Below are 23,182 nucleotides of genomic sequence, written 5' to 3'. Positions count from 1 at the left end.
ACTTAATGTGATCACATCTCTGTTTTTTGGTCAATACCGACTTTTGATAAAAAAGGCGTGCACCGAAAAACGTGATCGCATTAGAATAGGTAGAAAAAACGCCAGGACTTCGGTGATCAGCACCCTGCAGATCCGTTCGACAACGGCTTTCAGGACTTACCCCTTATGAAAAAGTCCTCTGCCGAAGGTAAACCTGAGCGCGATGGACTTAATCAGAGGTTCTGTGAAGTCATGGACAAGAAATCCCCGATAGAAATCACCTTAACCGAGCGTGATGAGTCTGTAACTATCACCCAGTGGGTATATCAGACGCTGCGTTCGGCGGTGATGAACGGCCAGATTCTGCCCGGCCGGGCACTGACCATCCGCGAACTGGCCGCCATTCTCGACGTCAGCCCGATGCCGGTACGCGAAGCGCTGCGTCAGCTGGCCGCCGAAAACGCCTTAGAGATTCAGGGCAACCGCCGGGTCATGGTACCGCGTATGACAGCGATGAAATTCAGCGAGCTGTGCGAAGCCCGAATCGCCATTGAATCCCACGCAGCCGCCCGTGCGCTGCCCTATATCGACAACGACAGACTGCAGCAACTGCGCGAGCTGGACCGCTGCATCGACCTGGCCCAGGAAGAGGGGGATCTGGAACGGATCAGCATCCTCAACCAGAATTTTCACCGCGCGCTCTATACCGCCAACCCCCATCAGGTCACCCTGCCGCTGATCGAAAGCCTGTGGCTGCAACTGGGGCCCTTTATGCGCCTGGCGACCAGCAAACTGGAAGAACACTACGTCATCGACCGTCATAACGAAGCGATGCGGGCGATCGAAAAACAGGATGCACTGGCGCTGCAGCTGGCGATCTCCTCCGATATCCGCGAGGGCTTTGCCTTTGCCGCAACCCCCGAGCTGCTGCACCGCTTTATCGAGCAATCCGCCGCCCCCGTCAGCTGATTTTTCGCCCTCTGCGCAGCCGGGCAGATCACCGGCTGCAGACCCTCCCCAACACCCGGCAAGACCCAAGGCCATCATGCATCAAACCATTTCCGGCCGCGCCTAACCCCCTTCACCGTGCTCAGATCGATCATACTTTAATCAATGCCAATCTAAGCTTTTCTGTTGACATTCCAATTTTGTGATCACAATATTAAGGAAGATTTTGAGTACGGCGGGAACAAGTTCCCGTTTTTTATGATCACAACCCATACTGAAAAACACAGCATGATTTCCAGCCTTTGCTTCAGGCCGGAAAACAGTGTCGGGAGAGAAAGATGGCCGAAGATAAAAACAACAGTTCCCCGCTGACCGCAGACATTCAGGCAGTCGATGCCGACCACCATATGCACCCCTTTACCAATACCGGGGCGCTGAATAAAAAAGGTGCCCGCGTCATTACCAAAGCGGAAGGTGTCTACATCTGGGACAGCGAAGGCAACAAGATCCTGGACGGCATGGCCGGGCTCTGGTGTGTCAATATGGGCTATGGCCGCAAAGAGCTGGTCGAGGCGGCGAACGAGCAGATGCAGGTGCTGCCCTACTACAACACCTTTTTCCAGACCACGCATACGCCGGCGGCCGAGCTGGCGAAAGAGATTGCCAGCGTCACGCCGGGTGACCTGAACCATATCTTCTTTGCCAACTCCGGCTCTGAAGCGGTCGATACTATCCTGCGCATGGTGCGTCAGTACTGGGCGATTAAGGGTAAGCCTTACCGCAATATCATTATCAGCCGCGAAAATGCCTACCACGGCAGCACCATCGGCGGCACCAGCCTGGGTGGCATGAGTGGCATGCATAAGCAGGGCGCGCCGCTGGTACCGAATATCGAACGTATCCGCCAGCCTTACTGGTATGGCGAAGCGGGCGATATGAGCGAAGAGGAGTTCGGTCTGGCCTGCGCCAAGGCGCTGGAAGAGAAGATTCTGGCGGTGGGCCCGGACAATGTTGCCGCCTTTATCGGCGAGCCAATCCAGGGTGCGGGCGGTGTCATAGTGCCACCGGCCAACTACTGGGCAGAGATTCAGAAGATCTGTAATAAGTACGATATTCTGCTGGCCGCCGACGAGGTAATCTGTGGTTTCGGTCGTACCGGCAACTGGTTCGGCAGCGAAACCCTGGGCATTAAGCCGGACATTATGTCGATGGCCAAGGGCCTCTCCTCCGGCTATCTGCCAATCGCGGCAGTCGCCGTAGGTGACCGTATCGCCAACGCCTTTATCGAGCACGATGAAGACTTCAACCACGGCTTCACCTACTCCGGCCATCCGGTCGCAGCCGCCGTGGCGATCGCCAATATCCGCCTGATGAAACAGGAAAATATCGTCAGCTACGTGGCGGAGGATATCGGTCCTTACTTCCAGCAGCAGCTGCGGGAAACCCTGGCCGATCACCCACTGGTGGGACATATCGAAGGCACCGGCCTGGTTGCCGGGATTGCGCTGGTGAAAGACAAGGAGAACAAGGAGCTGTTCCCGGACGATCTGGATATCGGCCTGATCTGCCGTGATCACTGCTTCGAGAATGGCCTCATCATGCGTGCCGTCGGCATCCGTATGGTGCTGTCGCCACCGCTGGTGATCAGCCGCGAAGAGGTCGACCAGCTGTGCGCCAAAGCGCTGACCTGCTTTGACCTGACCCTGAAATCGGTTAGCTAAGCAGCCTCAGGTGAACGCGGGTGTGTAAGCACCCGCTTTCTTCCGGGCATAGACAATGCAGACACAACCTCCAGCCGTAGCGGGGAACAAGATCGCCATGCAACATAAGTACAGCCAGGACAACTATGCAGCCAGTGGTCAGAGGGACCTTGCCACCCTGATCGACCATATCCGCTTGCGCAGCTTTCCTCACGCTCTGGCGGAGTACCTGCACAGCCTCTGTCGCTTCGATACCATGCTGATGGTGACCTTCAAGAAGTCATTCAAGCCGATCATCCTCTACCCTACCGATCCGGCGGAACAGAGCCCTACCCTGCACACTTACGTCAATAAGGCGTTTATTCTCGACCCGCTGTTTAACGCCATACAGAACAGTGAAATTCCGGCAGTCAGCCGGCTGATCGAGATTGCCCCCGACAGTTTTGAAACCACCGAGTACTACCAGAGTTGCTACAAGAACTTCGATCTGGTGGATGAGATCAATCTGGTGATTGAGCTGGATAACAGCATCACCTGCGCTATCTCACTGGGACGCAAATCCAGCCTCGGTACTATCACCCGCGCCGAACTCAACCGGCTGCAGGAGATCTACCCGGTCATCAACTCACTGGTACGCCAGTTCTGGATCTCTCAGTCGCAGGAATATGTGCAGTACGAGAAGTCAGATGGCGCCATGAAACAGGCCCTGAGCAGCTTCGGCAGCGGCGTCCTGACCCGGCGCGAACAGGAGATCTCCGGCCTGATCCTGCAGGGCCACTCCTCCAAGGCGATCGCCAATATGCTCAACATCAGCCTGGGCACGGTGAAGGTACACCGGAAAAACATCCACACCCGCCTCAACACCTCCACCCAGTCAGAGATATTTACCCTGTTCCTGGCTCACCTCAATGAGCTGGAAGCCGCCAGCGGCAACAGCCTTAGCGCTTAGCCCTCGTTGCCCCGGTCTGAGGCGGTGCAAGAATACGTAGGTTGGTGCTGAGGAGCGTAGCGACAAAGCCCAACATCGTCGTGAAGCAGGCAATATTACCGAAATTCGATCCCTTTGCTGGGGTTCGCTAGCTCACCGCCAGCCTACATCCTAGTCATTGGTGATACTTTCACGGCCTCTCACCGTGGGAGAGCATAGCTTCATACACCGCCAGCCCTATGGATTACCCCGCCATTACCGCCATACCGGCCCGCACCAGACCGATTCCAGACACCAGCAGGAGCAAAACCAGTGCCAGGGTACGGAAGCCGCCCTGCCCCGAGCGCCTGAACAGCCAGCTGCCGAGGCCGATGCCCGCGGTCATCGGCAGCAGTACCAGCAGACTTAAACTTACCACTTCAGCGGTCAGCAAGTCCTGATGCCCCATCCAGGCCATGGCATAGATATCGGTAACGACGAAGTAAGCCACCAGCGTGGCACGGGTGGCGATGGCGGACATCCCGCTGTAGAGCATCATCAATACCACCGGCAGACCGCCAATGGCGGCTGCGCCGTTGACCGCTCCGGAGACACAACCGGTAACAAAAGGTAGTGAGGGACTGTTCTCTTTCTGCTGGATACCGGCCAGCAAGACCAGTGCGATCAGCAGCACCAGGCCGGAGATCACCAGACGGGTGTAGTCGGCATCCAGGTGCGCCAGCAACCAGACCCCGCCGGGGGTAAACAGCATCATGCCAATACTCAGGTGCAACAACAGCTTGCGATCGATCTGACGTAAAACACCGGGTAAAAGGTGGGCACTGGCAGCGATCTCCAGTAAGAAGATCACCGGCACAATCAGTTTGGGCGGCATAAACAGCGCCAGGCTGGTTACCGTCAGGGCCGAGAAGCCAAAGCCGCTGAAGCCGCGCATAATGGCCGCCGCAAAGACGATCACTGCCGCCAGCACAAGCTGCCACAAAGGAAGGTCTGGCATTGTAAACAGATCGGTCATCAGCGGGCGTCCTGCTCGTTATCGGAATGATTGAAGAATCCCCGATAGTGCAGCGAGCAGAAAGTAAGCGGTTAGCGCCAGCGGCCCGAAGGGTATGGAGCCAGACAGGAAAGGTAGGGGCTGCGGCGAGGGACTACTGTAACAGCTCGCTCCGCGAGTGAGGGACTCTGGTGCCGAAACCGGTCGTGGGTTTCGTTCCTCAACCCACGCTACATTCTCTGTAGCCTGGTGTAGAGCGCAGCGAAACCCACGACCTCGATGGGTATAAATTACAGCCGAATCAGAACGTTTTTCAATTCAGTGTATTTCTCCAGCGCGTGCAGGGACTTATCACGGCCGTTGCCGGAAGCCTTAACGCCGCCAAACGGTACGGTGCTGTCGCCTTCACCCCAGGTATTCACCCAGACCATACCACTCTGCAGCTTTCGGCTGACCCGGTGGGCACGGGACAGGTTCGCCGTCCAGATCGCAGCCCCGAGACCGTACTGAGAGTCATTCGCCAGGGCAATGGCTTCCTCCTCGGTATCGAATTCGCAGATCGCCAGCACCGGGCCAAAGATCTCCTCTTTAACGAAGGTCATACCGTTGTGGGCCTTGTCGATCACCGTCGGCCGGGCATAGAAACCCTGTCCCTCAACATAATCCGGCAGGCCGCCCAGCAGCACTTCGCCGCCCTCTTCCTGAGCCGAGCGGATATAGCGGCTGACGGTTTCCAGCTGGGCGGCATCCACCAGCGGCCCCATATTGGTATTCGGGTCCAGCGGATCGCCCGGCTGGAAGCGTGCACCGGCTTCGACCAGCGCGGCGACAAACTCTTCCTTGATCGACTTCTGTACGTAGACACGGGAACAGGCGATGCAGACCTCGCCCTGATTGGTAAAGATCGCGCCCGCCGCAGCCGCCGCAGCCTGTTTTACATCGGCGCAGTCATCGAAGATCAGATTGGGGGATTTACCGCCCGCTTCCAGCCAGACGCGTTTCATATTGGACTGGCCGGCATACTCCATCAGCATCCCGGCCACGCGGGTCGATCCGGTAAAGGCCAGTACATTGACATCATTGTGCAGCGCCAGTGCCTTACCCGCGGTATGGCCGAAGCCCGGCAGCACATTGAAAACACCATCCGGAATACCGGCTTCGGTTGCCAGTTCGGCCAGACGCAGGGCGCTGAGCGGAGACTTCTCCGATGGTTTCAGGATCACGCTGTTACCGGCCGCCAGTGCCGGTGCCAGTTTCCAGGTCGCCATCATCAGCGGATAGTTCCACGGCGTGATTGCCGCGACCACACCGACCGGCTCATGGCTGATCAGCGCCAGGGTATCGTTGCCGGTCGGGGCAATTTCGCCGTAGATCTTATCGATACACTCGGCAGTCCACTGGAAGCAGTCGATGCTGTCCGGCACATCGATTGCCAGCATCTCGGAGATCGACTTACCCATATCCAGCGTATCCAGCAGCGCGAACTCGTCCTGATGCTGTTCGATCAGTGACGCCAGTTTCAGCAGTATTTTCTTACGCTGTTTCGGCGCCATCTCAGACCAGACTCCGGAATTAAAGGTTTCACGGGCGTTCTGCACCGCCAGGTTCACATCAGCCTCGTCACAGCTTGCCACTTCGGCCAGCAGTTTTTCGTTAGTCGGGTTAACGCAGGCAAAGGTTTCACCACTCTCAGCAGGCTGGAAACCACCGTTGATATAGGCCTGACTGCGGAATGTCAGGGTTTCACTCAGCGCCTGCCACTCGGAATAGCTTTTCATTATTTTGACTCTCCTGCTGGTTAATACCCCGAGTCTAAGAGCAAAAACAGTGACACAGATATATCCCTGAAGGGGTAGAGGCGGCGAGCAGTGAGCGGCCATATGATTCAGTTGTCACAGCGCGTTCCGGGCGCGATTGAATTCCGTGCCATAGCCATCACCATCATCACGCGCGGAGCAATCTTCCACGAAACGTTTACCTGCCCCCAGGAAACCACCGGGAAACTCCCTACCCTCACAAGGGTATATCACCAGTGCGGCGGCTTTCTTCAGAATGAAATCATTCATTCAACAATAACAACAGGAAATCATGATAATGAAAAAAGCCATCTCCCTGAAAAGTCCGGCCCTGCTGGCTGCGGCCATCGGCGCGGTGCTGCTCTCTGCCAGTGTCAAAGCCGCCGAGGTCAGCGGTACCGTCGGTTTCACCAATGATTACCGCTTCCGCGGTATCTCACAGACCGCCGGTGATGCGGCAATTCAGGGCAGCCTGGATGTGGCCTATGACAACGGTGTCTATGCCGGTATCTGGGGCAGCAACCTGGATTTCGGCAGCGGTGATGATGCCAATCTGGAAGTGGATTACTACGTTGGATATGGTGCGGATATCAACGACAGCCTGAGCTATGACCTGTCGTTCAACTACTACAGCTATCCCGGCTATGACGCCGGAGATATCGACTACGCCGAGCTGATCGGTGCGCTCTACTATGGTGACCTGAGCTTCAGCTTCGGATACACCAACGATTACGGCAACAGCGGTGAATCGGCCCAGTATCTGGCGCTGGACTACAGCTATGCGATCAACGATATGATCAACCTCGATATGCACGCCGGCCACTCGTTTGGTGACTACTGGGGCTCAACCGATATCGATGACTATGAGGATTACTCTATCGGCCTGTCTGGCTCGGCGGCCGGGCTGGATCTGTCGGTCAGCTACCTGATCAACTCTGTGGATAGCAGCGACGAGGTCAACAACGGCGCTTTCCGTAACGACGACACCCTGTTGCTGTCGGTTTCCCGAACCTTCTGAGCAGACTTCCTAAGCTAACTATGAACCCTTTGGCTCTGGTAGCTGACTGACTGCCAGAAGCTACACCCGGTCCTGCTTAGCCTCACCCTTCGCTCGCAGGTTGCCGGGCTTGATCGCTGCTTCAGTCGGGTAATACCCTTCGATATTGCCTTTGCCGCCTGCTTGTTCAGGCGGCTTTTTTTGTTTATTCAGAGGACGATGGCGGGCCTTCCTCAAACTGCACCACGCCTTCCGGCATCCGCTCCCACTTCGCCTTGGAGCCAACATAAATATGCATGCCGATCTCGATATCGGGATCGCCATTAACACAGCCCAAAGTCACGCCATGCACCTGACCGTTAAAGGTGCCGCATAGAGTAGAGCCGCAACGGCTGCAGAACTGCAGGCCAAAACCCTGCTGTCCCACATAGCGGGTCAGTAATTCCTCACCCGCCTCCCAGTGAAACTGTCCGGGCTCGACTTCGGCATAGGCCGAGGCCTGGGCACTGAACACCTTGCGGCAACGGGAACAGTGACAGGAGCGGGCATCGCGCAGCTTTCCCTCAATCCGGTAACGGATCTCGCCACAAAAACATTCGCCGGTGATCGCCATTCAAACCTCCCTGAAAAGAACTCGCCGGAGCCGCCGTTCTGGCAGGGCTATCCGGTATCCAGAACCGGAGCTTACAGCGACTGGCTTTCCTCGCGCAATGTCGCAATCCACTGGTGAATCCGTTTGTAGTGGGAACCTTTCCAATAGATCTTTTCACAGCCCTCGCACTGGAAAAACTGCTCGAAGTTCTGCCAGGTCTTCGGCGGCACCCGGCCATTGAGTGAGGCCTTGTCGGCTTCCACCAGTTTCTGGTTGCAGTCGGAACAGCGCGACATAGGGGCAAAACTGCCCTCCAGCTGTAACCGGTTCACCACTTCCACCAGCTGCTCCTTGGGCTGCATACTGCGTACCCAGTAGCCGTGGCTGACGGCGCTGTATTTGAAGATCCCTTTATCACGGGTCAGGACGATACGTTTTTCGATACCGGCAATCTCGACGATCTCGTCATCTTCGAAATCACGCCGGTAGAGGGTATCGAACCCCAGCAGGCGCAGTTTCTGCGCCAGCTTGCCGAGGTTGACGTCGACGATAAAGCGGGTGATGCGCAGGGGTGCCGGCCGCAGCCGGATCAGCGGTGAGATATCAAAGCTCTCGAATACCGGGTAGACCGACACCTGCTCACCGCCCTGCAGCTTATGATCGAAGGGTACCGAGTGGCCATTCACCAGTATCAGGTCAATTTCAGTATGCGGGACACCGATCGCTTCGATGGTGTCTTTAACAGAAGGCTGACCGTTAAAACGGTAGCTGAAGCTGGTTTTGCGCAGGTCGCGGCAGAGAAAATCGTTCAGCTCCTCATAGAAGCGAAACTCGGCGCTGCGCATAATCGGGGCGTGCGGGTCATCCACCATAGTTATACTGCCTGTGTCACTATGCTCCCTTTAAGCATAGATCACAGCGGCGTTTTGCCTTTGATCTCCTGCTCCAGCACCCGGATCATCGCCTCGGCCGCACTGGATAAGGGGTAGCGCTGGCGCTGCCAGATCCCTACGGCACGCCCGACCCGGGGCGAACCGATCGGCCGCCAGTGACCGCCCTGCTGCTCGATCTGAGGGATACAGAGCGAGGGCACCACGCTCAGTCCCAGACCACAGACCACCATACGAATGATGGTCACCAGCTGATGTGACTCAAACTCAATATCCAGCTCGATCCCCTGTTCTGCCACCGATTCCAGTATCAACTGGCGTACCATCGACGGTGCCTGCAGGGTCAGGAATGGCTCGGCGGCGATCATCGGCCAGCGCAGCTCATCATATTGCAGCAGCGGATGCTCTGGCGGCAGTACGGCGACAAACTGCTCCGGATAGAGCGGCGTAAAGGAGAGATCTTCCGCCGCATCAACCTCAAAGGCGATGCCCAGTTCCACCCGGCCGCTGCGCACCATATCCACCACCGCTTCCGCCACCACATCCTGCACCCGTATACCGATATTGGGATAGCGCTGGCGATAGGCCGACAGCACCACCGGCAGCTGATGGGCGGCAAAGGACGGCATCGCCGCCACACTGAGGTGCCCCCTTTTCAGGGTGAACTGACTGTGCAGATCCTGCAGCGCGCCATCCCAGTCCTGGATCAGCCCCTGCGCCACCGGCAGGAACTGCTCCCCTTCCGGCGTCAGTGCCAGGCTGCGGGTGCTGCGCACCAGCAGAGGTCCGCCGACAGCCTCCTCAAGGTTTTTGATAGCGATACTCAGCGCCGGCTGCGACAGATGGATCAGCGTAGCGGCTTCAGCAAAGCTGCGGGTGCTTGCCACGGCGACGAAAGCCCGGATCTGCTTAACGGATACATTCATTTACTTTTTAAATTAATTCTTCATTTTTTTAAAATTGTTAAATCATACTAGTTGATTGATGCTAGAAGGCAACCAACCACGGGGCTGAACAGACAGAAAGCCCCTTTGCACGCCGCTTTGCCAGACCGGCCCCGAGCGGTACTCAAAATAAGAATGGGAGATCAGACCGTGTCCGGATTTGACAAGGTGGTAGACAGTTACGAAGAGGCGCTGGCAGGCCTGGATAACAATATGACGGTACTGGCCGGTGGCTTTGGCCTCTGCGGTATCCCTGAGGGCTGCATCGCACAGATTAAGCGTATGGGCGTACGCGGCCTGACCGTGGTCTCCAACAACTGCGGTGTCGACGGCTTCGGTCTGGGCGTGCTGCTGGAAGATAAGCAGATCAGCAAGATGGTTTCCTCCTACGTCGGTGAGAACGCGCTGTTCGAAAAGCAGATGATGGAAGGCGAGCTGGAAGTCGAGCTGACACCTCAGGGCACCCTGGCAGAGAAGCTGCGTGCCGGCGGCGCTGGCATCCCGGCCTTTTATACCGCTACCGGTTTTGGTACCCCGATCGGTGAAGGCAAAGAGTCACGTCAGTTTGATGGCCGCGACTATATCCTCGAAGAATCGATTACCGGTGATTTCGCCATCGTCAAAGGCTGGAAGGCCGATCGTTACGGCAATGTGATCTACCGCCACACGGCACAGAACTTCAACCCGATGGTGGCAACCGCGGGCAAGATCACCGTGGTCGAAGTGGAAGAGATCGTCGAGCCGGGCGAGCTGGACCCGAGCCAGATCCAGACGCCGGGTATCTACGTTAATCGCGTGGTACTGGGCAACTTCGAGAAACGTATCGAACAGCGCACTGTTCGTCAGGCTGATGCATAAGGGATAAGAGGAGAATTACCATGGCACTTTCCCGCGAACAGATGGCACAGCGTGTTGCCCGCGAACTCAAAGATGGTTACTACGTCAACCTGGGCATCGGTATCCCGACCCTGGTGGCAAATTATGTTCCTGACGGTATCGAAGTGATGCTGCAGTCCGAGAACGGCCTGCTCGGTATGGGTCAGTTTCCGACCGAAGATGAAGTCGATGCCGATATGATCAATGCCGGTAAGCAGACCGTGACGGCGATTACCGGCGCTTCGATCTTCTCCTCCGCCGACTCCTTCGCCATGATCCGTGGCGGTCATGTCGACCTCACCGTACTGGGTGCCTTTGAGGTCGATACCCAGGGCAATATCGCTTCCTGGATGGTTCCGGGCAAGCTGATCAAAGGTATGGGCGGCGCGATGGACCTGGTGGCGGGTGCCGATAACATCATCGTCACCATGACCCACGCCAGCAAGCACGGCGAATCGAAGCTGCTGTCTGAATGCAGCCTGCCGCTGACCGGCGCGGGTTGCATCAAACGGGTACTGACCGACCTGGCCTTTATTGAAATTAAAGAAGGTAAGTTCTGGCTGCTGGAGAGAGCGCCGGGCGTATCCGTTGAAGAGATTGTCGAAAAGACCGCCGGAGAGATAGTAGTCCCGGAGCATGTGCCGGAAATGGCGTTCTGAGGAAACTCTAAACCGTTGCTGATTACCTCGGCTTTCGCCCCCGCTGCCTGATTCAGGTAACGGGGGCTTTTTTATATCTGAGGTAGTGCGAGCCGGATCAGGTAGGCCAACCCCGGTTATCAGGCCATTAATCCAGCGCAGACGCCAGTTCGCGGGTCAGTTGTGCGGCGGCGACCGGCTTACATCCGCGGGTATTCTGGCCGGCCCACAGAGGTGAGAAATCGCCACTGCCCTGCGCTTCGGCGGCGGCGCGTAACGGCGCTATGGCAGCCGTTGCCAGCGGGAAAGCCGGACTCAGTGCATTAACCGGTCCCAGTTCACGCATCAGGCGATTGACCACACCCCGTGCCGGTCCACCGGAAAACAGGTTGGTCAGGGCAGTATGCCGTGCGGCCTCCGAGGCCAGAACCTCACGGTGGATCGCACTGGTGCTCGCCTCCGGGCACAACAGATAGGCGGTGCCGACCTGCACCCCGGCCGCGCCCAAGGCCATAGCAGCCTGCACTCCGGCGGCATCGGCAATGCCACCGGCCGCAATCACCGGCAGGTTCAGCGCCGCGACCAGCTGGCGGGTCAGGGCAAAGGTGCCCATTTGGGTAGTCATATCCCGGGTCAGGAAGATACCGCGATGGCCGCCCGCTTCCAGCCCCTGGGCGATCACCCCATCCACGCCCTGACTCTGTAGCCACAGCGCCTCCTCCAGCGTGGTAGCCGAGGAGAGGATTTTCGCTCCCCAACTGCGCACCCCGTCCAGCAGCTCCGGCGCCGGTAAACCAAAATGGAAACTGACCACCGCCGGTTCAAACTCTTTCAGTACTTCCAGTGCCTCGGCATTGAACGGGGTTCTGCCCGCGCCGCTGGCAATAGTGGAAGGATCGATAGCCAGTTCGGTGTAATAGGGACGCAACAACGCCTGCCAGTCAGCATCGGCCTGCGGGTCTGGCTCAGGCGGGGTATGACAGAAAAAGTTAACGTTAAACGGCCTGTCGGTGCCCCGGCGGATCTTTTCCAGCTCTGCGCGCAACGCATCCGGGCTGAGCATAGCGCAAGGCAGCGAGCCCAGGCCTCCGGCATTAGAAACCGCAATCGCCAGGTCGCTGCCCTGCACACCCGCCATCGGTGCCTGAATAACCGGTAGCTCGATATTTAACAACTGTTGCATCGTCATTTGGATCATCCTGTCCCAGTCTGTTCTGAAAAACCGATGAGCAGCCCACTCATTGATATATAAGGGCTGCCCCCTGATTGCCTCAGGTTAATCGCTCCTGCGGTCAATCACCTTTATTCTTTCTCAGTTCACTCACCTGATCGTACCCTATTCCCCAGTTTTCGGTGTCGACTTCGTCGATCACCACAAAGGTTGTCGCCGGATCCTTATCCAGCACCTCCACCAGCAGTTTTGTGGTGCCTTCGATCAGGCGCTGTTTCTGCTGTGGAGTGACGCCGTCATTGGTCACTTTAATATTTACGTAGGGCATCAGTCACTCTCCGTTAATCTGCCAGGTTGTTCTATATGACACCGGTCGGACGCCACATCGGTATACATCTTGTTGACGATCAGCCACTGTCCGTTTTCCTTCAGCAGTCCGAGGAAATCGATGTAGAAGAACTCGAACAGCGGGCATTCCAGTTTCACCATCGCCTGGTCCCGGATCACCTCGATGGACAGTATCCGGAAGTTGTAGTCACTGCCGAGCTGTTGCGGTACCGGTCGGCTGGCAACCGCATCCAGCCACTCATTCAGGCTTCTGCGCTGGTTGGGTGCCTTCAGATAGGCATCGGGGTGAAAGATCGACCGCAGCCTGGCCACATCGCCCTGATACAAACCCTCGAAATAGCCCTGCACTATCTGTTCGACCTGTGCGAAATCGCTGCCGCTCTCTGTACTCTGTTGTGTCATATGAGCCTCCTGATCTCTTTTCCAGAGACATAAAAAGCGGCGGAGCGCCTGAGCGAGCCGCCACTTATAGTCACTGCTGCTCCGCCGCCTGCGCCTGTACAAACGACGGCATCGCCATCACCTTTTCGGTCATTCGGGCAACCCGCTCACTGACAACAATATCGACCGGGAAAGACCCACCCCAACGGTAGTAGACAGTCAGCATAATGTCCGCGACAGAGGGGCTGTCACCGCCGAGAAACGGCTGTTGCTGCAGCTGCTGGTCGACACTCTGCCAGAGCGCAGATATCGCCTGGGCGGCAGCATCGAATGCCGCCTGCTTTGCACCGCCTTCATCAATCGCCTGCTGGATAAAAAACAAGCGGCCATAGGCCGGATGCATGGTGGCATTGGCAAAGAGGATATTTTCGATCGCCTGCTGACGCGCAACCGGGGCCTCGGGCAACAGGCTGTTGGGATGCTTATCGAGCAGATAGAGCAGGATTGCCGCCCCCTCCCGCAGCGTCTGGTCACCATCGACCAGTACCGGGACAGCGCCGACCGGGTTGATAGCACTGAAGTTATCCACCGCCTGCTTATCGATCAGCTCGAAGCGCTGGTCCAGTTCCCGCAGTACAACCTGGGTTGCCAGGGAGCAGGCGCCCGGCAGGTAATAAAGTTTATACATCGCGAAGTCCTCATCTGTTCGGTTGGTCTGAATTCGATGAAACAACTCTAGGGCCTGGCGTTAGATTGATATATGGCAACAATGAAAACCAACCGTCCTCATATTGGAAACAATATCTGAGTGTTTATCACCGTCGATCGGGGTATAAAGATCGCTATGGATAAATTAAGAGCAATCAGGTTGTTTGTGCGCCTGGCCGATGTCGGCAGTTTTACCAAGGTGGCAGAGCAGGTCGGCGCGTCAAAGTCGATGATCAGTAAGGAGATCCGCCGCCTTGAAGATGAACTGGGGGTCAGGTTACTGCACCGTTCGACCCGGAATATACAGCTAACCCATGTCGGCGAAGGCTATCTGCAGCGGGCCCGGGAGATACTGTCCCGGCTTGAAGATGCCGATCACTTTGTCCAGCAGCTGCAGCAAAAGCCCCGGGGCAAGCTGAAGATCAATGCCCCGATGGCACTGGGCATCACCGACCTGGCAGAGATGTTTGCCGACTTTATGCAGGCTTATCCGGATATCGAGCTGGATATCCACCTCGGTGACGAAAGCATCGACCTGGTCGAACAGGGTTTCGATCTGGGTTTTCGCGCCTCCAGCGAGCCCTTCGACTCCAGCTATGTGGGCCGGGCACTGACCGAGTTTAACTACCGTATCTGTGCCTCACCAGAGTACCTGGAACATAACCCGCCGATCGAATCAGCCAGCGACCTTCAGCAGCACAACTGCTTCGTCTACAGCTACTTCAAAGGCAAAAATACCTGGCCGGTTGAGGAAGGCGTGGCGATTCAGGGCCAGCTGAAGGTGAACAGCACCATCTTTATGATGGCGGCGATCAGGAGCGGGCGTGGTATCGGTTTTATTCCCGACTTCGTCTGCAACAGCGCGATCAGCCGCGGTGAGGTGATCGAAATACTTCCAAATGCCAGCAAGCCCCGCCTTACTCTCTATGCCCTCTATCCGGCCCGGCATTTTGTACCCACCAAGCTGGTGCAGTGCATCGACTTTCTGCAGCAGTGGTTTGCCGCAAAGTATCCGCAGCCATGAAGAGCCGAAAGTCTCCGCTGCGTAGCGGTCAGCTTAACCGGTAGCGCTCGATCACCGCTTCATCCAGAACCACCCCCAGCCCCGGCCCCTGTGGTACCTGCAGATAGCCCTCCTCGAAACGGATCGGATTGGTCACCAGATCGGTAAACAGCGGGCTGTTGCTGCGGGAGTATTCCATCAGGGTGCCGAACTCGCAGGCAGCGAGAAAATGTACCGACGCCGCCAGCAGAACCCCGGTACTGAAGCCATGCGGCACCAGTTCGGTACTGTAGAGCTGCGCCAGGTTATAGATCCGCTTCATCTCGGTAATACCGCCACAACGGGTGATATCCGGCTGCACGATATCCACCTGCGCCTGTTCCAGGAACTGCCTGAACTCCCACTGAGTCGTCAGTGACTCGCCCCCGGCGACCTTGCAGGAGAGTTGCGACGCCAGCCGGGCATAACCCTCCAGATCGTCGGACAGCACCGGTTCCTCGATCCAGTTGAGGTTGTAAGGTGTCAGCCGCTGCGCCATCTCCAGGGTATGGGCCCGGGTGCGCCAGCGACCGGCCAGGTCGATCTGCAGCTGGATATCCTGCCCCACGGCTTCGCGCACCGCCTTGACGATCGCCACATCGCGATCCGCCTCGACGCCGAAGACACCGCCACCAAACTTCAGGCTGCGGTAACCATCAGCCACCAGCTGGCGGGCGATCTCGCCACTGCGGGCCGGGTCTTGATCAGGGATAAAAGTACCGTAGGCAGCGATACGCTCACGGTAACGCCCGCCCAGCAGGATATGCAGGGGCACGGCGTAAAACTGGGCAGCAATATCCCAGAGGGCTATATCAATGGCACTGAGGGCATGGATACCGGCACCCCGGCGGCCCATGTAGTTGCTGTCCTTGTACATCTTCTGCCACAGGCGCTCGATCTCCAGCGGGTTCTCGCCGATCAGCAGCCGTTTCAGTCCCTGGCTGTAAAAGTTCGATTGCGGCGCGTCGATACAGGCCGCCACCACTGCGGGCGAGCTGTCCGCTTCGCCCAGGCCGACTATCCCCTCGTCGGTATGCACCCGCACGATGACGGCATCTTCCCCCCACTCACAGTCGGCTTCAAGCGGAGGCACCCGCAGCTGGATCACTTCAATATCGGTTATCTTCATTCCGCTTGCGCCCTGCTCTGGCTTCAGTGTCTGTCGACTCTATAACGGCGCAGGCACGGACACGACCTCCGGCGTCGGGAATAGAACAGGGACGACTCAATCAGGCAGTCGCATCGCCGGGATGAAACTGGCGGTCGATCGCCTCCAGCGCCTCCACCAGGATCTCGACAAAACTGGCTGTCAGTAACGATGCCGGGCGGTGTGCCGGTTGCAGGATCGACACCGAGAGCCGGACTTCCGGCACAAAGGGACGGAACACCAGTGCCGGTTCCGCCTGCTTATATTCGAAGTAGCTGCTGGCGGTCATCGGGTCACAGATACAGTAGCAAAGCCCCTCCTCCACCAGCATCAGCGCCGGCTGGTAGTTACGCAGCTCGAAGCGGGGATTGAACTCCGCCCCGGCCTTGCGGAACACCTCGCGGCTGGCGACCAGGTTGGGATGATCCTCCTGCAGCACCGCCAGCGGCTTGCCCGCCAGGTCTTCAGGTCCGATCACCGCCTTGGCCGCCAGTGGATCGTCATGGCGCAAGGCGCAGACGCAGCGCAGCTCGAAGGTTTCGGTGGTCAGGGCATGGTTGGGCGGCGGAGTCTCGGCCAGGCCGATATCGTACTGCTGCGAAGCGACCCACTCCTCGATGATCGAAGAGGCACGCATCATCAGCGACACCTTCACCTGCGGCTTATCGCGGATAAAGTCCGCCACCAGGCGCGGCATCATAAACTGCGACGAGGCGGGCATACAGGCGATGCGCAGCCGTCCCTCCTGCAGGTCGGCGATCTCCTTCATGGTGCGGGTCGACTGCGCCAGCCGCTCCAATATCGCTTCCGCCTCGCCGAGAAAGTACTGCGCCTCCGGCTTACGGATCAAGCGGCCACGCTGGCGCTCGAACAGGGTCAGGCCCAGCTCCTCCTCCAGGCTGGCGATCATGGCACTGACGGCGGGCTGGGTGCGGTTAAGGGCGCGGGCCGCCTCGGAGATTGAGCCGGTGCGCATTACTTCCCGGAACGCCTGTAACTGTCGAAAACTGAGATTCATAACCATCTAATCTTTAAGGGATATTCCGTAAATCATAGGAAAAATCTATAGACTCATCAATATTATCGTTTTGATTTTATACCCCGTGAGCGCGAACATTTCCTCAATAACAACAACGATTGTGATTCGAGGAAACCCGCTCATGAACCGTTTTGTCAGTCTTCTCCTAACGGGGCTGATCTGCCTGGTGGCCCTGGGACAATTTGTCCAGGTGATCACCCGCTACGTACTGGAGGTGCCGGTGATGGGGCTGGAGGAGAGCCTGCTCTATCCCACCCTCTGGCTGTACGTACTGGGCGCCGTCAACGCCTCCCGCGAAAACACCCATATCCGCGCTAACGTGCTGGAGATCTTCCTGAAAACCAAGCGCCAGCTTGTGCTGCTGGCGATTGTCGGTGAAGTGATCAGCCTCGCGGTGGGTGGCTGGCTCACCTACTGGGCCTGGGACTTTACCAAGTACTCCCTGCGCGTCTGGAAAGAAAGTCCAACCCTTTATATCCCTACCTTCTACGTCGATGTGGCGCTGCTGAGTGGCCTGGTGCTGATGATGCTCTACACCGCATGGCATCTGGTGAAACACATCCGCAGCCTGTCTGCCGAAGAGGAGCATAACCATGGTTGAAGTAGCACTGCTTGCAGTTGCCGTTCTGGTGATTCTGCTGACACTGGGCATCCCGCTGCCCTACTGTTTCGGCGGTGGCCTGATGGTGATGTATTTCCTCGGCGACGTGGTAATGAAAGGTAATATGCTGTGGGGCTTCCAGCAGCTGGGTAACCCGGTGTTGCTGGCGATTCCGCTGTTCGTCCTGGCCGGCACCATTATGAGTGTCAGTGGTATCGCCGCCAGCTTGCTGCGCTTTGTGAATATCTTCGTCGGTCATCTGCGTGGCGGACTGGGTGTAGTGGCAACCATCAGCTGTGCGCTGATCGGCGCGATCTCCGGTTCAGGTCTTACCGGTGTCGCGGCGATCGGCCCGCTGCTGATCCCCGAAATGGAGAAACAGGGCTACCCGCGTGAATACGCCACCGCCCTGATCGCCAATGCGTCTCTGCTGGGGCTGCTGATCCCGCCCAGCGTTACCATGATCGTCTATGGCTGGGTTACCGATACCTCTATCCTGGCCTGTTTCCTGGCCACCCTGGGTCCGGGCCTGCTGATTATGGCCAACTTCTCGGTGGTCAATGTCTGGCTGGCACGCAAGTTCCCGCTGAACCTGGAAGAGCGTCCTAAGGGTAAGGAATTCGTCATCGAAGCCAGCAACCGTGGCCTGAAGGCGACACCTGCACTGCTGATGCCGGTGATCATCCTCGGCGGTATCTACGGCGGCATTATGACCCCGACCGAAGCCGCGGCTGTCGCCGTGATCTACGCCATTCCGGTGGGCTTCCTGATCTACAAAGGCCTGGACTGGAAAACCTTCTTCGGTGCTGGCAAAGAGGCTTCCACCTCGGTGGGCGCGATCATGCTGATGATCCTGTTCTCGATGATCCTGTCGCAGATGTTCGTGCTGGAGAGCATTCCGCAGGCCCTGGTGGAGTCGATCTTCGCGATCACCGAAGACAAGACCATCCTGCTGATTCTGATCAACATCCTGCTGTTCCTGGTCGGCATGGTAGTGAACGACGTCACCGCCATCATCCTGATTGCGCCGCTGCTGCTGCCGCTGATGGAAGCGATTGGCGTCAGCCCGATCCAGTTCGCCGCCATCATGGGTGTCAACACCGCCATGGGGGGCGTGACTCCACCATACGCATCGATCCTCTATCTCGGTGCCCGTATCGGCAAGGTGCAGGTCACCAAGGTGATCCGCCCGGCGATGATCCTGATCCTGACCGGTTACCTGCCGGTGGTATTCCTGACCTCCTTCTGGTCTGACCTGTCGCTGTGGTTGCCGCAGGTATTCGGCTACTGATCCCGATTCAACCGTTCCCGCAGGCACTGCCTGCGGGCCTGAAAAACAAAAAGAAGTAAATGAGGACTGAAATGATGAAACTGACTCGACTGAGCAAAGCCCTGAGCGCCGCCATGCTGGCCGGTTCCCTGTCACTGGCTGCCACCGCAGAAGCGGCCACCCTGAAAGTGAGCCATATCCGCCCACAGGGTGCGATTATCGATGTTGAGCTGAAAGAGTTCGCGAAACAGGTCGATAGCTCTACCGACGGCGATGTGAAGATCAAGATCTTCGCGGCCAGCGCCCTGGGCGACTACACCACGGTACAGGAGCGTATCTCCGTCGGTGCCATCGATATGGCGGTACAGCCAGCAGCAACGGCGGCCTCCCGTAAGATGCAGATCAGCGCCTTCCCTTACGTGGCTGAGAACTGGGCTCAGGCCCGCAAGATCTACGGCCCGGGCGGCGCTATCTACAATGCGATGAAAGGCCTCTACGCCCAGCAGGATATCGCCATGCTGGCGGCCTATCCGGTTTACTTCGGCGGCGTGGCGCTGAACCGTGAGGCGGTCAATCCGGGCGACCCGAACACCGACAAAGGCATCAAGGTCCGCGTACCGGGCATCAAGAGCTTCCAGCTCACCTCCGACGCCCTGGGCTATATCAGCTCGCCAATTCCGTTCTCCGAAGCCTTCACTGCGGTACAGACCGGTGTGGTTGACGGTGTGATCGGTTCCGGTGCCGAAGGTTACTACGCCTCTTTCCGCGACGTGACCAAGACCTATATCCCGGTCAACACCCACTTTGAGGTGTGGTACATGATCGTCAACGCCGAAACCCTGGCCGATCTGAATGACGAAGATCGTCAGGCACTGCAGCAGGCAGCGGCCGACTTCGAAACCAAGCGCTGGGGCAAGGCCGAGTCTGACCAGAGCGCCTATGAGCAGAAACTGGCGGAGTACGGCGCCACCATCGTCAAGCTGTCCGATGCCCAGCTGGCCGCCGCCGCTGAAAAAGTCCGTGCCGAAGTATGGCCACAGATCCTGCAGGACGTAGGTAAGGAATGGGGTCAGGGCATCCTGAACCAGATCAACCAGTAAGGCGTCCTGCCACTTAGCACCAAGGCATACGCCACAAGATCCCGGCGGTCGTACTGGCCGCTATTGCCGCCAGAGCGCCGGGATGCTCCCCCGTTAGAATCACTGCGGGCGCTGACCTGAGGTCAACGCCCGCAGGCCAACCGCCTTCAGGAAAGACTATGTTCCGTTCCCTCCAACAACCCGACAAGCCACAGGTCCGCCTTGAGATCAACGGCCAGCCGGTCCGCGTGCCTGAAGGCAGCTCGGTCTGGGCGGCGATGGCTCAGGCCGGAGAGACCATGACCCGCCTCTCTCCGGTGACTGAACAGCCGCGTTCTGCCTACTGCGCCATGGGCGTCTGCTTCGAGTGCCTGGTCGAGATCGATGGCCAGCCCAACCAGCAGGCCTGCCTGCGCCAGGCAGAGGAAGGGATGCAGGTGAAACGCCAGACCATTACCGAATCCAGCCAGGCTGCTTTGACGCCTCCGCTATCTGCCCCGGCCTCTGCGAAGGTGCAACACTATGGCTAACCACTCAGTGAAACCCGACAACTTCTATCATGCCGCCACAGAAGCGGCGGTGAAAAGCTACGATATCGCCATTATCGGTGCGGGCCCGGCAGGAATGTCAGCCGCCATCACCGCCTCCAAGGCTGGCGCATCCGTGGTGGTACTGGACGATAAAGCACTGCCCGGTGGCCAGATCTACCGCAATGTGACGCAAAGCCCATTGCGCGATCCCGCGCTATTGGGCCCCGATTACCTTAAGGGCCAGACGCTGGTTGAAGCCTATCAGCAGTGCAGCGCAGAGAAGCTGCAGCAAGCATCTGTCTGGCACCTAGGTGATAATGGCGAAGTGCTGTTCTCACGCGAACAGACCACACATAGCCTCCACGCCCGCGAGATTATCCTCAGCTGCGGTGCCATGGAGCGACCGTTTCCAATTCCGGGCTGGCACCTGCCCGGCGTGATGTCTGCGGGCAGCGCCCAGGTGATGCTGAAATCCGACGCCCTGGTCTGTGACCAGCCTGTGTTTGTCGGCAGCGGCCCCTTGCTCTACCTGATCGTCGCCCAGTACCTGCGCCTCGGCATCAAGGTCAAAGCGCTGATCGACACTACCCCGAAACAGAACTACCTGCAGGCGGCCACCGAGATCACGGGTGCCCTTTCAGCCCCCGGCATGATCGGCAAGGGGATCAGCCTGCTGAACGAGATCCGCCAGGCGGGGGTAGCGCACTACCGTTATGCCCGCGAGCTACGCATCGAAGGCGAGAACCAGGCCGAAGCGATCAGCTTTAGCAGCGGTGGTCAGTCCCACCGCATCGATGCCGGGCATATCTTCCTGCACCAGGGAGTGATCCCTAACCTTAATATCAGCCGCGCCGCCGGTGTGGATCACCATTGGTGTCCACAACAGCTGTGCTGGAAACCAACACTCAACCACTGGGGCCAGAGCTCAGTCGACAATATCGCCGTCGCTGGCGATGGCAGTGGCATCGTCGGTGCCGATGGCGCTGCCCTGATGGGGCGTCTTGCCGCCCTGCAGCAGCTGGCACGGCTTAACCTGATTCCACGGGGTCAGCTACAGCAGCAGGCCGCGGCCGATCAACGGCAACTCGATCGCCTCAACCGTTTCCGCCGCTTTATCGACCGCCTCTACCGACCACTTGATGCCCACCGCATTCCGGACGAGCCGGATACCGTGGTTTGTCGCTGTGAAGAGCGCACCGTGGCCCAACTCCAGGCGGGCTTCGCCCAAGGTGGCAACGGCCCGCAAGAACTGAAAGGCCTGACCCGCTGCGGCATGGGCCCCTGCCAGGGCCGCCAGTGCGGCCATACCGTCAGCGAGCTACTGGCGAAGTGGCGCGGCGAGCCGGTCGACAAGGTCGGCTACTACCGCCTGCGCTCGCCGATGCGCCTGCTCAACCTGACCGAACTAAGCCACTTTACCCGGCTAGAGCCCGCCACCCATCCAGCCGCCGACAAAGGAGATAAGGCATGAACTCAGATGTGCTGATTATCGGTGGCGGCATCCAGGGCTGCGCCACCGCCTACCAGCTGGCCAAGGCCGGTGTCAGTGTCACCGTACTGGAGAAGGACTGGGTCTCGCGTCACGCTTCCGGTGTCAACGCCGGTGGTGTGCGGGTGCTGGGGCGGCATATCGCCGAGGTCGAGCTGAGCAAGGCCGCGATGCAAATATGGCATCAACTGGACGATGAACTGGACGCCGATACCGGCTTTCGTGCCCGCTCGCTGATCAATATCGCCGCCGATGAGGCCGATATAGAAACCCTGAAAAAGCGCCAGCAGCAGATGCACCAGCTGGGGCACTTCCACGAGAAGATGATCGACCAGCAGGAGCTGCGCCAGCGCCTGCCCCATGTGGCCGATTACTGTGTCGGCGGCGTGGTGTCGGAGGATGACGGCTACGCCATTCCCTACCAGTCCACCCTCGCCTACCGTCGCGCTGCCGAACGCCACGGTGCCCGCTTTATCGAAGGCGCCAGTGTCGAGACAATCCGTAAGGTCGGCAGCAACTGGCTGATTAAGACCGCAGAAGCGCAGTATGAAGCGCTGCACCTGGTCAACTGCGCCGGGGCCTGGGCCGACCAGATCGCCGTAAAGATCGGCGATAATGTGCCGCTCTGCCACAGCGCCCCGATGCTGATGATCACCACCCGGATGCCACACTTCGCCACCCCGGTAGTGGGGGCTGTCAGCCGTCCATTGTCATTTAAACAGTTTGAAAACGGCACCGTGCTGATCGGCGGTGGCGCCAAGGGTTTTGCCGATCGCGAAAACAACCGCACCCGGCTCGACTACAGCAAACTGGCGACTGGGGCACGCAACGCCATCGAGTTTTTCCCGATCATGCGTACCGCCACCGTCAACCGGATGTGGGCCGGACTGGAAGCCTATATGCCGGACAACCTGCCGGTGATCGGCGCCAGTCCTAACGCCGATAATGCCTGGCATGCCTTCGGCTTCTCCGCCCACGGATTCCAGATGGGACCGATCATCGGTAAGGTAATGGCGCAATTAATTTTAAACGGGGCATCCTCATTTGCACTGGATGCCTTTAGAATCGACCGCTTTGAGCGCAAAGTTCTGTAAC

The 23,182-nt window shown here is 58.3% G+C and carries 25 protein-coding genes; 13 read left to right on the top strand and 12 right to left on the bottom strand.

What is annotated here, in order from left to right; translation table 11 throughout:
- Positions 1 to 165: 165 nt before the first annotated feature.
- The 3 genes from Q354_RS0108105 (at position 166) to Q354_RS0108095 (ending at position 3,576) form a co-directional block, all read left to right on the top strand.
- On the top strand, positions 166 to 948 hold the full coding sequence (locus tag Q354_RS0108105) for a GntR family transcriptional regulator (protein ID WP_245601011.1): 783 nt from the start codon (positions 166 to 168) through the stop codon (positions 946 to 948).
- Between the two features lie 317 nt (positions 949 to 1,265).
- Complete coding sequence (locus Q354_RS0108100) at positions 1,266 to 2,648, top strand: aspartate aminotransferase family protein (protein ID WP_027857162.1); 1,383 nt, start codon at positions 1,266 to 1,268, stop codon at positions 2,646 to 2,648.
- A 97-nt stretch (positions 2,649 to 2,745) separates the two neighbouring features.
- A complete protein-coding gene (locus Q354_RS0108095) occupies positions 2,746 to 3,576 on the top strand; it encodes a helix-turn-helix domain-containing protein (RefSeq protein WP_027857161.1) in 831 nt (276 codons plus the stop codon).
- Between the two features lie 223 nt (positions 3,577 to 3,799).
- Here the strand turns inward: Q354_RS0108095 and Q354_RS25025 are convergent, their stop codons facing one another.
- The 3 genes from Q354_RS25025 to Q354_RS28205 form a co-directional block, all read right to left on the bottom strand.
- Positions 3,800 to 4,570 carry a sulfite exporter TauE/SafE family protein gene (locus Q354_RS25025; RefSeq protein WP_051559985.1) on the bottom strand — a complete coding sequence of 257 codons (771 nt, stop codon included), beginning with the start codon at positions 4,568 to 4,570 and terminating at the stop codon, positions 3,800 to 3,802.
- A gap of 269 nt (positions 4,571 to 4,839) precedes the next feature.
- Complete coding sequence (locus Q354_RS0108085; RefSeq protein WP_027857160.1) at positions 4,840 to 6,327, bottom strand: aldehyde dehydrogenase; 1,488 nt, start codon at positions 6,325 to 6,327, stop codon at positions 4,840 to 4,842.
- 114 nt (positions 6,328 to 6,441) lie between these two features.
- Positions 6,442 to 6,615, bottom strand: a complete 174-nt coding sequence (locus Q354_RS28205; protein WP_156948267.1) for a hypothetical protein — start codon at positions 6,613 to 6,615, stop codon at positions 6,442 to 6,444.
- A 28-nt stretch (positions 6,616 to 6,643) separates the two neighbouring features.
- Between Q354_RS28205 and Q354_RS0108075 the strand changes: the two genes are divergently transcribed.
- Positions 6,644 to 7,363 (top strand): TorF family putative porin, encoded by a 720-nt coding sequence (locus tag Q354_RS0108075; RefSeq protein ID WP_051559984.1) that lies wholly within the window; start codon positions 6,644 to 6,646, stop codon positions 7,361 to 7,363.
- A 184-nt stretch (positions 7,364 to 7,547) separates the two neighbouring features.
- Here Q354_RS0108075 and Q354_RS0108070 read toward each other — a convergent pair whose 3' ends face one another.
- The 3 genes from Q354_RS0108070 to Q354_RS0108060 form a co-directional block, all read right to left on the bottom strand.
- Positions 7,548 to 7,955, bottom strand: coding sequence for a GFA family protein (locus tag Q354_RS0108070; protein WP_027857158.1), 408 nt, complete (start codon positions 7,953 to 7,955; stop codon positions 7,548 to 7,550).
- Positions 7,956 to 8,026: 71 nt separating this feature from the next.
- The gene (locus tag Q354_RS0108065; RefSeq protein WP_027857157.1) at positions 8,027 to 8,806 is read right to left on the bottom strand and encodes a Mut7-C RNAse domain-containing protein; all 780 of its coding nucleotides are present in this window, start codon (positions 8,804 to 8,806) and stop codon (positions 8,027 to 8,029) included.
- Positions 8,807 to 8,847: 41 nt separating this feature from the next.
- Positions 8,848 to 9,750, bottom strand: a complete 903-nt coding sequence (locus tag Q354_RS0108060; RefSeq protein ID WP_027857156.1) for a LysR family transcriptional regulator — start codon at positions 9,748 to 9,750, stop codon at positions 8,848 to 8,850.
- Between the two features lie 168 nt (positions 9,751 to 9,918).
- On the opposite strand from Q354_RS0108060, the gene Q354_RS0108055 reads away from it, so the two are divergent.
- A complete protein-coding gene (locus tag Q354_RS0108055) occupies positions 9,919 to 10,626 on the top strand; it encodes a CoA transferase subunit A (RefSeq protein ID WP_027857155.1) in 708 nt (235 codons plus the stop codon).
- A 20-nt stretch (positions 10,627 to 10,646) separates the two neighbouring features.
- A complete protein-coding gene (locus Q354_RS0108050; RefSeq protein WP_027857154.1) occupies positions 10,647 to 11,303 on the top strand; it encodes a CoA transferase subunit B in 657 nt (218 codons plus the stop codon).
- A 127-nt stretch (positions 11,304 to 11,430) separates the two neighbouring features.
- Here Q354_RS0108050 and Q354_RS0108045 read toward each other — a convergent pair whose 3' ends face one another.
- The 4 genes from Q354_RS0108045 to Q354_RS0108030 form a co-directional block, all read right to left on the bottom strand.
- A complete protein-coding gene (locus Q354_RS0108045; RefSeq protein ID WP_027857153.1) occupies positions 11,431 to 12,471 on the bottom strand; it encodes an NAD(P)H-dependent flavin oxidoreductase in 1,041 nt (346 codons plus the stop codon).
- 103 nt (positions 12,472 to 12,574) lie between these two features.
- Entirely contained in the window at positions 12,575 to 12,781 is a 207-nt protein-coding gene (locus Q354_RS0108040) for a tautomerase family protein (protein ID WP_027857152.1), read from the bottom strand.
- Positions 12,781 to 13,203, bottom strand: coding sequence for a nuclear transport factor 2 family protein (locus Q354_RS25020; protein ID WP_036229026.1), 423 nt, complete (start codon positions 13,201 to 13,203; stop codon positions 12,781 to 12,783). The genes Q354_RS0108040 and Q354_RS25020 overlap by 1 nt, the downstream gene beginning before the upstream one ends.
- Positions 13,204 to 13,273: 70 nt before the next feature.
- Positions 13,274 to 13,870 (bottom strand): glutathione S-transferase family protein, encoded by a 597-nt coding sequence (locus Q354_RS0108030; RefSeq protein ID WP_027857151.1) that lies wholly within the window; start codon positions 13,868 to 13,870, stop codon positions 13,274 to 13,276.
- Positions 13,871 to 14,026: 156 nt separating this feature from the next.
- Here Q354_RS0108030 and Q354_RS0108025 point away from each other — a divergent pair, with 156 nt between their 5' ends.
- On the top strand, positions 14,027 to 14,914 hold the full coding sequence (locus Q354_RS0108025; RefSeq protein ID WP_027857150.1) for a LysR family transcriptional regulator: 888 nt from the start codon (positions 14,027 to 14,029) through the stop codon (positions 14,912 to 14,914).
- Between the two features lie 28 nt (positions 14,915 to 14,942).
- Here the strand turns inward: Q354_RS0108025 and Q354_RS0108020 are convergent, their stop codons facing one another.
- The gene (locus tag Q354_RS0108020; RefSeq protein WP_027857149.1) at positions 14,943 to 16,061 is read right to left on the bottom strand and encodes a mandelate racemase/muconate lactonizing enzyme family protein; all 1,119 of its coding nucleotides are present in this window, start codon (positions 16,059 to 16,061) and stop codon (positions 14,943 to 14,945) included.
- 100 nt (positions 16,062 to 16,161) lie between these two features.
- Complete coding sequence (locus Q354_RS0108015; protein WP_027857148.1) at positions 16,162 to 17,097, bottom strand: LysR substrate-binding domain-containing protein; 936 nt, start codon at positions 17,095 to 17,097, stop codon at positions 16,162 to 16,164.
- Positions 17,098 to 17,239: 142 nt separating this feature from the next.
- Between Q354_RS0108015 and Q354_RS0108005 the strand changes: the two genes are divergently transcribed.
- From Q354_RS0108005 to Q354_RS0107980, 6 genes are all read left to right on the top strand, one after another.
- Complete coding sequence (locus Q354_RS0108005) at positions 17,240 to 17,719, top strand: TRAP transporter small permease (protein WP_027857147.1); 480 nt, start codon at positions 17,240 to 17,242, stop codon at positions 17,717 to 17,719.
- Positions 17,712 to 19,010 (top strand): TRAP transporter large permease, encoded by a 1,299-nt coding sequence (locus tag Q354_RS0108000; RefSeq protein ID WP_027857146.1) that lies wholly within the window; start codon positions 17,712 to 17,714, stop codon positions 19,008 to 19,010. Before Q354_RS0108005 ends, Q354_RS0108000 begins: the two co-directional genes overlap by 8 nt.
- Positions 19,011 to 19,081: 71 nt before the next feature.
- On the top strand, positions 19,082 to 20,089 hold the full coding sequence (gene dctP / locus Q354_RS0107995; RefSeq protein ID WP_245601010.1) for a TRAP transporter substrate-binding protein DctP: 1,008 nt from the start codon (positions 19,082 to 19,084) through the stop codon (positions 20,087 to 20,089).
- Positions 20,090 to 20,247: 158 nt separating this feature from the next.
- The gene (locus tag Q354_RS25015; RefSeq protein WP_051559983.1) at positions 20,248 to 20,598 is read left to right on the top strand and encodes a (2Fe-2S)-binding protein; all 351 of its coding nucleotides are present in this window, start codon (positions 20,248 to 20,250) and stop codon (positions 20,596 to 20,598) included.
- Positions 20,591 to 22,069 carry an NAD(P)/FAD-dependent oxidoreductase gene (locus Q354_RS0107985; RefSeq protein WP_084332517.1) on the top strand — a complete coding sequence of 493 codons (1,479 nt, stop codon included), beginning with the start codon at positions 20,591 to 20,593 and terminating at the stop codon, positions 22,067 to 22,069. The genes Q354_RS25015 and Q354_RS0107985 overlap by 8 nt, the downstream gene beginning before the upstream one ends.
- Entirely contained in the window at positions 22,066 to 23,181 is a 1,116-nt protein-coding gene (locus Q354_RS0107980; RefSeq protein WP_027857143.1) for an NAD(P)/FAD-dependent oxidoreductase, read from the top strand. Before Q354_RS0107985 ends, Q354_RS0107980 begins: the two co-directional genes overlap by 4 nt.
- Position 23,182 lies beyond the last annotated feature (1 nt).

Origin of the sequence: Marinobacterium jannaschii DSM 6295, assembly GCF_000620085.1 — a bacterium.
Classification (GTDB): domain Bacteria; phylum Pseudomonadota; class Gammaproteobacteria; order Pseudomonadales; family Balneatricaceae; genus Pontibacterium; species Pontibacterium jannaschii.
This window is presented reverse-complemented; position numbering and strand designations above follow the sequence as displayed.

Bases quoted from the DNA above. Each gene is read 5' to 3' on its own strand.
- Q354_RS0108075 (WP_051559984.1), top strand. From the start codon at position 6,644: ATGAAAAAAGCCATCTCCCTGAAAAGTCCGGCCCTGCTGGCTGCGGCC.
- Q354_RS25025 (WP_051559985.1), bottom strand. From the start codon at position 4,570: ATGACCGATCTGTTTACAATGCCAGACCTTCCTTTGTGGCAGCTTGTG.
- Q354_RS0107985 (WP_084332517.1), top strand. From the start codon at position 20,591: ATGGCTAACCACTCAGTGAAACCCGACAACTTCTATCATGCCGCCACA.
- Q354_RS25020 (WP_036229026.1), bottom strand. From the start codon at position 13,203: ATGACACAACAGAGTACAGAGAGCGGCAGCGATTTCGCACAGGTCGAA.
- Q354_RS0108040 (WP_027857152.1), bottom strand. From the start codon at position 12,781: ATGCCCTACGTAAATATTAAAGTGACCAATGACGGCGTCACTCCACAG.
- Q354_RS0108095 (WP_027857161.1), top strand. From the start codon at position 2,746: ATGCAACATAAGTACAGCCAGGACAACTATGCAGCCAGTGGTCAGAGG.
- Q354_RS0108025 (WP_027857150.1), top strand. From the start codon at position 14,027: ATGGATAAATTAAGAGCAATCAGGTTGTTTGTGCGCCTGGCCGATGTC.
- Q354_RS0108085 (WP_027857160.1), bottom strand. From the start codon at position 6,327: ATGAAAAGCTATTCCGAGTGGCAGGCGCTGAGTGAAACCCTGACATTC.
- Q354_RS0108000 (WP_027857146.1), top strand. From the start codon at position 17,712: ATGGTTGAAGTAGCACTGCTTGCAGTTGCCGTTCTGGTGATTCTGCTG.
- Q354_RS0107980 (WP_027857143.1), top strand. From the start codon at position 22,066: ATGAACTCAGATGTGCTGATTATCGGTGGCGGCATCCAGGGCTGCGCC.
- Q354_RS25015 (WP_051559983.1), top strand. From the start codon at position 20,248: ATGTTCCGTTCCCTCCAACAACCCGACAAGCCACAGGTCCGCCTTGAG.
- Q354_RS0108105 (WP_245601011.1), top strand. From the start codon at position 166: ATGAAAAAGTCCTCTGCCGAAGGTAAACCTGAGCGCGATGGACTTAAT.
- Q354_RS28205 (WP_156948267.1), bottom strand. From the start codon at position 6,615: ATGAATGATTTCATTCTGAAGAAAGCCGCCGCACTGGTGATATACCCT.
- Q354_RS0108065 (WP_027857157.1), bottom strand. From the start codon at position 8,806: ATGGTGGATGACCCGCACGCCCCGATTATGCGCAGCGCCGAGTTTCGC.
- Q354_RS0108060 (WP_027857156.1), bottom strand. From the start codon at position 9,750: ATGAATGTATCCGTTAAGCAGATCCGGGCTTTCGTCGCCGTGGCAAGC.
- Q354_RS0108045 (WP_027857153.1), bottom strand. From the start codon at position 12,471: ATGACGATGCAACAGTTGTTAAATATCGAGCTACCGGTTATTCAGGCA.
- dctP (WP_245601010.1), top strand. From the start codon at position 19,082: ATGATGAAACTGACTCGACTGAGCAAAGCCCTGAGCGCCGCCATGCTG.
- Q354_RS0108020 (WP_027857149.1), bottom strand. From the start codon at position 16,061: ATGAAGATAACCGATATTGAAGTGATCCAGCTGCGGGTGCCTCCGCTT.
- Q354_RS0108050 (WP_027857154.1), top strand. From the start codon at position 10,647: ATGGCACTTTCCCGCGAACAGATGGCACAGCGTGTTGCCCGCGAACTC.
- Q354_RS0108005 (WP_027857147.1), top strand. From the start codon at position 17,240: ATGAACCGTTTTGTCAGTCTTCTCCTAACGGGGCTGATCTGCCTGGTG.
- Q354_RS0108015 (WP_027857148.1), bottom strand. From the start codon at position 17,097: ATGAATCTCAGTTTTCGACAGTTACAGGCGTTCCGGGAAGTAATGCGC.
- Q354_RS0108100 (WP_027857162.1), top strand. From the start codon at position 1,266: ATGGCCGAAGATAAAAACAACAGTTCCCCGCTGACCGCAGACATTCAG.
- Q354_RS0108030 (WP_027857151.1), bottom strand. From the start codon at position 13,870: ATGTATAAACTTTATTACCTGCCGGGCGCCTGCTCCCTGGCAACCCAG.
- Q354_RS0108070 (WP_027857158.1), bottom strand. From the start codon at position 7,955: ATGGCGATCACCGGCGAATGTTTTTGTGGCGAGATCCGTTACCGGATT.